The sequence below is a fragment of the Stenotrophomonas sp. A3_2 genome (assembly GCF_036624925.1).
Classification (GTDB): domain Bacteria; phylum Pseudomonadota; class Gammaproteobacteria; order Xanthomonadales; family Xanthomonadaceae; genus Stenotrophomonas; species Stenotrophomonas hibiscicola.
Map to the genome: position 1 here is coordinate 80,288 of NZ_JAZKVY010000257.1, position 10,166 is coordinate 90,453.

Below are 10,166 nucleotides of genomic sequence, written 5' to 3' on the forward strand. Positions count from 1 at the left end.
CATGGATCAATTTCATTCTCCTTCCATTACCTTGGCGGCCATCGCCCTGATGGCGATGGCGCCCATCAATGGATACGCAACGGATCAAGAGAATGCCGATGCAACTCATCTCCCTGCGATCCATGCGGTCCACTCAGCCCCCGGCCCGCGCATCTGGCAGTTCAGAAAAGGCTCTTCAACGCTGCTTGTACTGGGCACGATTCAACCCCTAAGAAAGAGCCTATCCATCGATACTCGCAGCGTTGAAGCAGCAATCTCGACGTCTGATGCAATTCTGAGCCCTCCGGGCGTGACCGTGGAGCACGATGGCGGGGTATTTCGCAGCCTCATTCTGTGGCCCGCCATCCGCAAGCTCAAGTTCCTTTCAGGTAGAAGAACGCTTCGTGACGAGCTCACCGAAGAAGAGTACACGCGATTGAGCGATCTCAAGATTCTCTATGGCCTGCATGACGCGAGCATTGAGAGGATGCGCCCAATGTACGCGGCTTGGAAAATTCATGATGCTGCACTGCAATTCAGTGGAGCCCGAGCCGGTGAGCCACTTTCTCGAGCCATTGACCGCATGGCCCGCGATCATGGGATCCCGATGATCAACGCCCGCTTCCCGATGCTGGTGAGAGGCGCCAGGGAAACTATCCAGAATTTTCACATTGACTCCGTGAAAGACCGCAAATGCTTCTCGGATGCCACATCAAGCCTGCGGCCCTGGCTCGATAACCTAGATGAGCTAGGTCATGCGTGGGCAGAGGGAGATATTGAATCGGGCGCGCTCCTGCATGCCCCTCCATCGCCCTCCCGGTGCTGGGCTCGTCTGACCAACGACGCGATCGCCACTACGATGAATATTGACCTTGATATCCAGAGACGAACTCACTGGGTTGCAGCGCTCCGCTCAACTACTTCGCGGCACAGTACGGTTTTCACCACTCTGCCCTTGGATGATCTTCTGCATTCAAGAGGCATGGCCGCGGTACTCGTGGACGAGGGATACATCCCCGATGCCAGGGTGTTCTTTGGCGATCAGCCGCGACCTCCAAACATCGGAGCAAGTGAAACCTCAAATCATCCGGACGGGTGACGATGTAACTTGGCACCTTGCAACGCGGTCACATCGAAGTCACTGATCGGCAGCCACAAAGCCACCGGTCTGCCGCGCCCACAAGCGCGCATACAGGCCACCGGCAGCAATCAGCTCGGCATGGGTGCCGGTCTCGACGATGCGGCCCTGGTCCATCACCACCAGCCGGTCCATGCGCGCGATGGTCGACAGCCGGTGCGCGATCGCGATCACCGTCTTGCCGCCCATCAGCTCATCCAGGCTGTCCTGGATCGCCGCTTCCACTTCCGAGTCCAGTGCCGAGGTTGCTTCGTCCAGCACCAGGATCGGTGCGTCCTTCAGCAGCACGCGGGCAATGGCGATGCGTTGGCGCTGGCCGCCGGACAGCTTCACGCCGCGCTCGCCGACATGCGCGTCGTAGCCACGACGCCCCTGCCCGTCCACCAGCGTATCGATGAAGGCCTCGGCACGTGCTTTGGCCACCGCAGCGCGCAACTGCTCATCGGTCGCGTCCGGCCGGCCGTACAGCAGGTTGTCGCGGATCGAGCGATGCAGGAGCGAGGTATCCTGGGTGACCACGCCGATCTGCTGGCGCAGGCTTTCCTGAGTGACGTAGGCAATGTCCTGGTCGTCGATCAGGATGCGGCCGCTTTCCAGGTCGTACAGGCGCAGCAGCACGTTGACCAGGGTCGACTTGCCGGCACCGGAAGGACCCACCAGGCCGATCTTCTCGCCCGGCTTCACCACCAGGTCGAGGCCTGCGATCACGCCGCCCTTCTTGCCGTAGTGGAAGTGGATGTCCTGGAAGTGCACGCCACCGCGGGTCACCTGCAACGGCACCGCGTCCTCGCGGTCCTGCACGGTCAGCGGCTGGGCAATGGTGGTGATGCCATCCTGTACCGTACCGATGTCCTCGAAGATGCCGTTGATGGTCCACATGATCCAGCCGGACATGTTGTGGATGCGGATCACCAGGCCGGTCGCGAGCGTGATCGCGCCGACAGTGATGTGGCCGCCATTCCACAGCCACAGGGCCAGGCCACAGGTACCGGCAATCAGGAAACCGTTGACGATGGCGATGGTCAGGTCCATGCCGGTGGTCACCCGGGTCTGCGCGCGGTGCTTGACTGCCAGCTCCTGGATCGACTCGGCCACGTAGGCCTGCTCGCGCCCGCCATGGGCGAACAGTTTCAGCGTGGGAATGTTGGTGTAGCCATCGACGATGCGGCCCATTGCCTTCGAACGTGCTTCCGAGGCGATCCAGGCCCGCTCCTTCGCGCGCGGCACGAAGTAGACCATGATCACCACGTAGGCCAGCAGCCACAGGATCAGCGGCACCATCAGCCGCCAGTCGGCCTGCGCGAACAGGTACAGCGCGGTGCCGGTATAGACCACGATGTACCAGAGCGAGTCGACCATCTGCACCGCCGACTCGCGCAGCGAGGTACCGGTCTGCATCACCCGGTTGGCGACGCTGCCGGCGAAGTCGTTCTGGAAGAAGCTCAGGCTCTGCCGAACCACGTAGTTGTGCATCAGCCAGCGCGAGCGGTTGCTCAGGCCGGGCACGATGGCCTGGTTGACCAGCAGGTTGTGCAGGCCGACCAGGATCGGCCGCGCGATGACCGTGATGAACAGCATCCAGCCCAGTTCATTGGCATGGCGCTTGAAGAAATCGGCACCGGGTTGCTCGGCGACCATGTCGACGATGCGGCCCAGGTAATCGAACATGGCCACTTCCACCAGCGCCAGGAGCAGGCCGGCGATGAGCGTGGCCAGCAGCACCGGCCACACCGGGCGCAGGTAGTGCAGGTAGAACGGCAGCACCTTGCGCGGTGGCATGCGCCCATCCACGGGCGGGAACACCGGAATCAGGGATTCAAACCAACGGAACATCGCATTCCCTCGCCATCTTAGCCGGCGGAGTATCCCACGCCGCATGTGTACGCCGGCCGACGAACGCTGCGGCTGCGTTCGTGCCGGCCGCTGGCCGGCAACCTTGTGACGCCTCCCGGGAAGCTGAAGTGGCCGGCCAGCGGCCGGCACTACCCATCGGATTCGTCAAACGTCAGCGCCGGGGCACGCCCGGCGGCGTCATTTCACCGGGGTGAACAGCAGGTCCTGGAAATCGAAACTGAAATCGGTCAGGTCGGAAATCGGCTGCATGCGCACCTCGCGCACCTTGCCATCCGGGTCCAGGCTGAAGTTCACGAAGGCGTCGGCGTTGAGCGAACGGTCGTCCCAGCGCACGATGAAGGTGTCGTGCTGCCAGTGCTCCAGGCGCCCGCTCAGCTGCGCGGTCTTCGCAAAGCGCAGGCGCAGGCCCTTGCCTTCGGCGCTGATCTGCATGTCGCCATACCAGCGGTCACGGAAGCTGCCGGTGTAGCCGGCCAGCGCCAGCGATGGCCTGCTGCCCTTGTCGCGTGCGCTCTGGTGCTTGGCCCAGGCCTCGTCGGCCTTGTCCTGTCCCTTGGCCACGGCCTTGGCATAGGCGTCCACCCAGTCATGCTTTTCACCGCCCAGGTAGGCATCAAGCACGCTCAGCGTGATCGCATTGAACGCCGCGCCCACTTCCTGATTGGTCAGCACCACCACGCCCAGTTTCTCGCCCGGTACCAGGGTCAGCCGCGAAACCATGCCCGGCCAGCCACCGGTATGCCAGACCAGCTTCTGCCCACGGTAGTCGCTCAGGCTCCAGCCTTCGCCATAGCCGGCGAAGTTGGCCCGCGCAGGTGCCAGCTCCGGCACGCTCGGCGCCGGGATCGACTGCGGCGTGATCATCCGCCACATCTGCTGCTGGCTCTTCTCGCTGAACAATGGCGTGCCGTCGGCCAGCTTGCCTTCGGCCAGCTGCACCTGCATCCAGCGCGCCATGTCGTGCGCGCTGGAATAGATGCCGCCGGCGCCGGCATTGTTCGACCAGGTCAGCGGCGCAACGGTGCGCAGGTCCTTGAAATCGTACTTGGCGTGGCCGACCGCGGCCTTGTCGCCCGGCTTCAGGTGATCGGCGTTGTAGCGCGTGCCGGTCATGCCCACCTTGTCGAAGATGCGCGTCTGCAGGAACTGCTGGTAACTCATGCCCGAGACATGCTCGATCACCTGCTGGGCAACCGCGTACAGGATGTTGTCGTACGCATAGCTCTCGCGGAAACCGCCCTTCAGCGGCACCCTGCCCAGCCGTTCGACTACTTCGGCATTGCTGTAGGAGGTGGCCGGCCAGAACAGCAGGTCGCCGGCACCCAGGCTCAGCCCGCTGCGGTGCGACAGCAGGTCGCGGATCGTCATCTGCCCGGTCACGAACGGATCGGACATGCGGAACGACGGCAGGTGGTCGATCACCTTGTCATCCATCTTCAGCTTGCCGTCCTCGGCCAGCAGGTTCAGCGAAGTGGCGGTGAACGCCTTGGTGTTGGACGCAATGGCAAACAGCGTATCGGCCTGCACCGGTTCCGGCTTGCCCTGCTCGCGCACGCCCCAGCCGCGCTCCAGCACCACCTCGCCATCCTTGACCACCGCCACCGCAATACCGGGCACGTCGAACTGCGCGCGCACGCGCTCGACGGTCGCATCCAGCTCCTGCAGCTGCGCCGGGGTGGCAGCGCTCGCCATGGTCGTGCACGCCAGCAGCACGGCTCCTCCAATCCAGGGTTTCATCCAGCACGATCTCCGAACAGGGGTAGCGGCCATGTGCAGGCCGTCACCGGGGTTTCGCGGGATGGTAACGGTCTGCGGCGCACCCTGCCCTGTGCCATTGGAGGGGTGTCATGGGCGGAAACGGCCAACCGAGCAACGGCTCCACCATCATTCCGTGCCTGCGCTATCGCGACGCGCAGGCCGCCATCGACTGGCTGCAGCGCGCCTTCGGCTTCCATGCCCAGGCCGTGTATGCCGACGGCGACACGGTGTTCCATGCGCAGCTGACCTTCGGCACCGGCATGATCATGCTGGGCTCGGCCAGCAACCAGAGCGCGTGGAGCGAGCATGCGGCGTTGCCTGATGAGGTCGGCGGCCGCCAGACGCAGAGTGCCTGCGTGATCGTCACCGATGCCGACGCGCACTACGCCCGGGCCAAGGCCGCCGGTGCCCGCATCGTCATCGACATCGCCGACCAGGACTACGGCGGCCGTGGCTATGCCTGCGCCGACCCGGAAGGCTATCTGTGGTGGTTCGGCAGCTACGACCCGTGGCGCACGGACCACGGCCAGTGACCGCGACCGCCCGGCAGGCGGAGATCCGCTGCGGCATCGGTGGCTGGGTGTTTCCCGAATGGCGCGGCGGCGTTTTCTACCCCGTGGGCCTGCCGCAGCGTGAAGAGCTGGCCCATGCCAGCCGCGCCCTGCGCTGCATCGAAATCAACGGCACCTTCTACCGCACGCCCACCGCCGCACAGTGTGCGCAGTGGGCCGCGCAGACGCCGGAAGGCTTCCGCTTTGCGATGAAGGCACCACGCTACCTGGTGCAGCGCCGCGACCTGTCCAGCACGGTGGAGGCAGCCGCGCCCTTCCTGCAGGCAGCGATCGCGCTCGGTGACCGGCTTGGCCCGTTGTTGTGGCAGTTCGATCCACGCCACCCGGCCGACGCCGATGCACTGGACGCGCTGATGGCGCAGCTGCCGAAGCAGCTGGAAGGGGTGCCGCTGCAGCATGCGCTGGAGGTCCGCAATGCCGCAGCACATGGCCCCGCACTGGTCGCCGCCGCGCGCCGCCACGGCGTGGCACTGGTGATCGAGGACAGCGACGAGGCGCCGCTGCACGGCGACGTCAGTTCGGGCTTCGTCTACGCGCGGATCAAGCGCAGCCAGGCCCGCTTGAAAGAGGGCCTGCCTGCGCCCGTGCAGCAGCGCTGGGCTGAACGCGCGCGACGCTGGTCACGCGGCGAGCCGGTGGACGACCTGCCCTGTCTGGCCGGGCACGCCCCGGAAACCCCGCGCGAGGTCTACCTGCTGTGCATCGGTGCCGGCAAGGCCCGCAACCCGGCGGCAGCGATGGCCCTGCAGCGCCTCATCGACGGCGCCAGCGGTCCAGCCCCCACAGCAGGGTCCAGCCCACCACGAACACGCCCGCAACGCGCAGCACGTTGAGCAGGAAGGCCGCCAGGCCCAGGCGTTGCAGTTCGAGGAATGGATACGGCGCCTGTCCGGTCATTGCAGCGACCAGCATCGCCCAGCCAAGGTAGGCCAGCGGTACCAGCAGCACGCCGCCCAGCGCGCGCCAGCGCAGCTCACCGTGCGGCAACAGCAGCAGCCACCCCAGCAGGAACAGGGCAGGCACGACATAGTGCAGGCCCGCATCGACCCACCATTGCAGCCCGGTCGGTTGCCACAGCCCCTGCAATGCAAGCACGTAGACGCACGCGGTCACACCGATGCACAGCGCCAGGCTCGCCGCCACCGCCGGCTTGAGCACTCTGCCAAGGACCAGCCACCCACATCCGACGCAGACAGCCAGGTTGCTGAGAATGGTGAAATAGCCGAAGAAACGCAGCGTCGCCACGCCGATCCCGGCCGCCGCCCCCGGCCCCTGCACCAGCAACAGGTACTGCAACAGCAGCGAGGCTGCCGCCTTCAGGGCAGTCAGTGCGGCCCATCCGCGCAGAAGGGAGCAATCGGCTGCCATGGCTCGGTTCTCTGGGTCGATGCCGCGAGCATGCCACAGTCATCGCCGACGGCCGCGCGATTGCCTCACAATAGGCCGATGAGCACACCCGACACCCGCAAAGCGCTGTGGCAGATCCACTTCTGTGTCCTGCTGTGGGGCATCACCGCCATCCTCGGCAAGCTGATCACCCTGCCCGCACTGCCGCTGGTGTGGTGGCGCATGCTGCTGGTGACGGCGATGCTGGCCCTGCTGCCACGGGTCTGGCGCGGGTTGCGCACCCTGCCCCTGCGGCTGGTCGCCGGCTACGCCGGCATTGGCGCGCTGGTCGCCCTGCATTGGCTGACCTTCTATGGCGCGGTGAAGCTGGCCAATGCCTCGGTGGCTGCCACCTGCATCGCACTGGCGCCGGTGTTCACCTCGATCATCGAACCGTGGGTGGCCAAGCGGCCGTTCCAGCTGCGTGAGCTGGCGTTCGGCCTGGCGGTGCTGCCGGGTGTTGCGCTGGTGGTCGGTGGCGTGCCCGATGGCATGCGCCTGGGTGTGTTGATCGGCGCGATCTCAGCGCTGCTGGTGGCGGTGTTCGGCTCGCTCAACAAGCGCATGGTCAGCCACGCCGATCCGCTCACGGTCACCGCGCTGGAGCTGGGTGCGGGCACCCTCACCCTGACCCTGCTGGCGCCGCTGATGCCCTACCTGCTTCCTGCGCTGGCCAGCCCGTTGTGGGTGGTCCCGGACCTGCACGACGGCATCCTGCTGCTGGTGCTGGCCGGGTTCTGCACGCTGCTGCCGTTTGCCCTGGCCCTGGTCGCACTGCGCCACCTGAGCGCCTACACGGTGCAGCTGGTGACCAACCTGGAGCCGGTCTATGCGGTGGTGCTGGCGGTGGTGCTGCTGCGCGAGCAGCACGAGGTCACCCCGTGGTTCTACCTGGGCGTGGCGATCATCGTCGGCGCGGTGTTCCTGCATCCGCTGCTGAACCGCCGCAAGCCGGTGCAGCATCCGGAGATTCTTGGCACGGCCGAGGCGCGCAACATCGCCGATTGAATGCATCCACGCATGGCGTGGACGCCCGTATCAACGCTGCGGCCAATGCCAGGCCGGCGCATCCAGCAGGCCCTGCCCGCTCAACAGCGTGCGGCCCTGTTCCTTGTACAGATGCAGCGAATGGCACCCTGGCGCCTGTTCCAGCGCCGCGATCAGGCGGCTGGCGTGTGACACCACCCATACCTGGCTGCGCGAACTGGCTGCGATGATCAGCCGCGCCAGCGCCGGCAGCAGGTCCGGATGCAGGCTGGTCTCCGGCTCGTTGAGCACGAGCAGCGGCGGTGGACGCGGCGTGTGCAGCGCAGCAGCCAGCAGCAGGAAGCGCAGCGTACCGTCGGACAGTTCGGCCATCGACAACGGCCGCAGCAACCCCGGCTGGTGGAAGCGCAGGGCCAGTCGACCGTCCAGCTCCTCGAAGCCGACCGTGGCACCGGGGAACGCATCGCCGACGCTGCGTGCCAACGCGACCGGGTCTCCGATCTCGATAATGGTCACCCAGGCTGCCGCCAGATCCCGGCCGTCGTGATGCAGCACCGGCGTGCGCGTGGCCATCGCCGGCTGCCGCGCCGGTGCATCGGCGTCGCTGCGGAAATGGTCGTAGAAGCGCCAGCGACGGATGTACTCGCGCAGGGCGATGGTTTCCGGCAGGCGCTGCGGATCGCCGACCTGGGTGAACAGGCTGTCAAACAGCGACAACCGGTCATCCACCAGATCCCAACCGCGCGCATGACGTTGCCGAACCATTGCCCCACGGCGATCAACCAGCAGGTTGGCGCTGCGCAGGAACGGGCCGGCCCAGATCGCCTCGGCCTTGATCTGCGGGTCCAGTGCGAAGGCCGATCGACTGGGCGGCGGGTAGCCCAGATCGATGGCGTAGCCGAATTCGTCAGTGGCGAAGCCCAACTTCAATCCCACCGATTCCTGGCGTGGGCCGCCCTGCAGGGGGATTTCGCCGGCAGCAACCCGACGGTCCATTTTTTCCGGACCCGCCCACAGCGCCGAGCCCAGCCCGCCTTCGCGGGCCAGCACCGCCGCGACGCCGCCCTGCGCGGTCTCGGCCAGCAGGCGCAGGGCACGGTACAGGCTGGACTTGCCACTGCCGTTGTCACCGGTCACCACATTCAACTGCTGCAGCGGCAGTACGAGCCCGTGCAGCGAACGATAGTGGGCGATGGCCAGGGTCTGCAGCATGGGCGGCGTCCGGGGAAACAGGGCGTCATGCTGGCCGGTTCTGATCGCAGGAGCTGCGACGCCAAGTGAAACGGGAAGAGCATCCACGCATGGCGTGGATCTACTGGAGCGGCATCGAATCATCCACGCGTCGCATGCGTTCAACGCGCGAACCGCCGTGTTTCAGTCCGCCCGTTCCACCCGGTTGCGGCCTTTGCCCTTGGCCCGGTACAGCGCCTTGTCGGCACGTGCCAGCGTCTCATCCACGCTTTCACCGGGCTGGTGCTGGGCCACTCCAATACTGATCGTGACCGGGAACCCCAGCGGCAGATCAGCAACGGCCAGGCGCAGGAACTCGCACTGAAGTTCGGCGGTTTGCAGGTCGGTCGCCGGCATCACCGCCACGAACTCCTCGCCGCCATAGCGCGCGGCCATGCCACGGCCGGCGAAGTGCGAGCGCAGCAGCGTGCCCAGCTCGGCCAGCACCCGGTCGCCGGTGGCGTGGCCCTGGAAATCGTTGATGTGCTTGAAGTGGTCGATGTCCAGTAGCGCGACGCAGGCCACATCGGGCTGATCCCCGGTCACCGCCACTGCCTCGTCCAGCGCCGCCGCCATCGCGCGGCGGTTCGGCAGGCCGGTCAGCGCATCGGTGCGGCTCTGCTCGGCCAGGTCGGCGTTCTGCGCCAGCAGCACGTCGTGGTACTCCGACAGCAGGCGCTCGTAATCATCGCGTTCCAGCATGTGGTTCTGGATGTCGAGCGCGAAACGGCGCAGCTCCATCACCAGCATCACCTGCCGCGACAGCGCGGCCAGCGCCTCGGCCTTGTCGCTTGGCAGGTGCTGCGGCTGTGCATCGAACACGCACAGCGTACCCAGCGGCAGGCCATCGGAACTGATCAGCGGCGCACCGGCGTAGAAGCGGATGTGCGGGTCGCCGGTCACCACCGGGTTGTCGTGGAAGCGGATGTCCTGCAACGCATCCTCGACCACCATGACCTCGTGCGGCTGCAGGATGGCGTGGCCACACATCGATTCGCTGCGCAGGTTTTCCGCCGCGTCGATGCCCTGGATCGACTTGAACCATTGCCGTTCGACGTCAATCAGGGTCACCGCCGCCATCGAGGTACCGCAGACCGCCTTGGCGATCGCCACCAGGTCGTCGAATGACTTCTCGCGCTGCGAATCAAGGATCCGGTAGCGGTACAGCGCCTCGAGCCGGAGGGCTTCGTTGGCAGGCTTGTCGGGCTTGATCATGCAGCGTCACTTCCGGCAGGTCACTGCAAAGTCTAGCTGATGCCGGC

Annotated in this window: 9 protein-coding genes; 4 read left to right on the forward strand and 5 right to left on the reverse strand. The window is 66.0% G+C overall.

Annotated features, from left to right (window positions below; all coding sequences use genetic code 11):
* Position 1 precedes the first annotated feature (1 nt).
* On the forward strand, positions 2–1,078 hold the full coding sequence (locus R5H29_RS11815; protein ID WP_332329212.1) for a TraB/GumN family protein: 1,077 nt from the start codon (positions 2–4) through the stop codon (positions 1,076–1,078).
* Positions 1,079–1,117: 39 nt separating this feature from the next.
* Here the strand turns inward: R5H29_RS11815 and smrA are convergent, their stop codons facing one another.
* A complete protein-coding gene (smrA, locus tag R5H29_RS11820; protein ID WP_111102003.1) occupies positions 1,118–2,950 on the reverse strand; it encodes a multidrug efflux ABC transporter SmrA in 1,833 nt (610 codons plus the stop codon).
* A gap of 198 nt (positions 2,951–3,148) precedes the next feature.
* Positions 3,149–4,708 (reverse strand): serine hydrolase, encoded by a 1,560-nt coding sequence (locus R5H29_RS11825; protein WP_019659145.1) that lies wholly within the window; start codon positions 4,706–4,708, stop codon positions 3,149–3,151.
* A gap of 110 nt (positions 4,709–4,818) precedes the next feature.
* Here R5H29_RS11825 and R5H29_RS11830 point away from each other — a divergent pair, with 110 nt between their 5' ends.
* Both R5H29_RS11830 and R5H29_RS11835 read left to right on the forward strand, forming a co-directional pair.
* A complete protein-coding gene (locus tag R5H29_RS11830) occupies positions 4,819–5,262 on the forward strand; it encodes a VOC family protein (RefSeq protein WP_134729408.1) in 444 nt (147 codons plus the stop codon).
* Entirely contained in the window at positions 5,259–6,134 is an 876-nt protein-coding gene (locus R5H29_RS11835) for a DUF72 domain-containing protein (RefSeq protein ID WP_021203650.1), read from the forward strand. The genes R5H29_RS11830 and R5H29_RS11835 overlap by 4 nt, the downstream gene beginning before the upstream one ends.
* On the opposite strand, the gene R5H29_RS11840 is transcribed toward R5H29_RS11835, so the two are convergent.
* Positions 6,055–6,669 (reverse strand): Pr6Pr family membrane protein, encoded by a 615-nt coding sequence (locus tag R5H29_RS11840; RefSeq protein ID WP_332329213.1) that lies wholly within the window; start codon positions 6,667–6,669, stop codon positions 6,055–6,057. The genes R5H29_RS11835 and R5H29_RS11840 overlap by 80 nt on opposite strands.
* Positions 6,670–6,747: 78 nt before the next feature.
* On the opposite strand from R5H29_RS11840, the gene R5H29_RS11845 reads away from it, so the two are divergent.
* Entirely contained in the window at positions 6,748–7,695 is a 948-nt protein-coding gene (locus R5H29_RS11845; RefSeq protein ID WP_010486385.1) for a DMT family transporter, read from the forward strand.
* Between the two features lie 30 nt (positions 7,696–7,725).
* Here the strand turns inward: R5H29_RS11845 and R5H29_RS11850 are convergent, their stop codons facing one another.
* Positions 7,726–8,886 (reverse strand): AAA family ATPase, encoded by a 1,161-nt coding sequence (locus R5H29_RS11850; protein ID WP_111101998.1) that lies wholly within the window; start codon positions 8,884–8,886, stop codon positions 7,726–7,728.
* 162 nt (positions 8,887–9,048) lie between these two features.
* Positions 9,049–10,119: a sensor domain-containing diguanylate cyclase gene (locus R5H29_RS11855; protein WP_134729404.1), complete on the reverse strand. Its 1,071-nt coding sequence runs from the start codon at positions 10,117–10,119 to the stop codon at positions 9,049–9,051.
* Between the last annotated feature and the right edge of the window lie 47 nt (positions 10,120–10,166).

Excerpts from the sequence above, each read along its gene's own strand:
- smrA (WP_111102003.1), bottom strand. The coding sequence starts at position 2,950 with ATGTTCCGTTGGTTTGAATCCCTGATTCCGGTGTTCCCGCCCGTGGAT.
- R5H29_RS11815 (WP_332329212.1), top strand. The coding sequence starts at position 2 with ATGGATCAATTTCATTCTCCTTCCATTACCTTGGCGGCCATCGCCCTG.
- R5H29_RS11845 (WP_010486385.1), top strand. The coding sequence starts at position 6,748 with ATGAGCACACCCGACACCCGCAAAGCGCTGTGGCAGATCCACTTCTGT.
- R5H29_RS11855 (WP_134729404.1), bottom strand. The coding sequence starts at position 10,119 with ATGATCAAGCCCGACAAGCCTGCCAACGAAGCCCTCCGGCTCGAGGCG.
- R5H29_RS11850 (WP_111101998.1), bottom strand. The coding sequence starts at position 8,886 with ATGCTGCAGACCCTGGCCATCGCCCACTATCGTTCGCTGCACGGGCTC.
- R5H29_RS11825 (WP_019659145.1), bottom strand. The coding sequence starts at position 4,708 with ATGAAACCCTGGATTGGAGGAGCCGTGCTGCTGGCGTGCACGACCATG.
- R5H29_RS11840 (WP_332329213.1), bottom strand. The coding sequence starts at position 6,669 with ATGGCAGCCGATTGCTCCCTTCTGCGCGGATGGGCCGCACTGACTGCC.
- R5H29_RS11830 (WP_134729408.1), top strand. The coding sequence starts at position 4,819 with ATGGGCGGAAACGGCCAACCGAGCAACGGCTCCACCATCATTCCGTGC.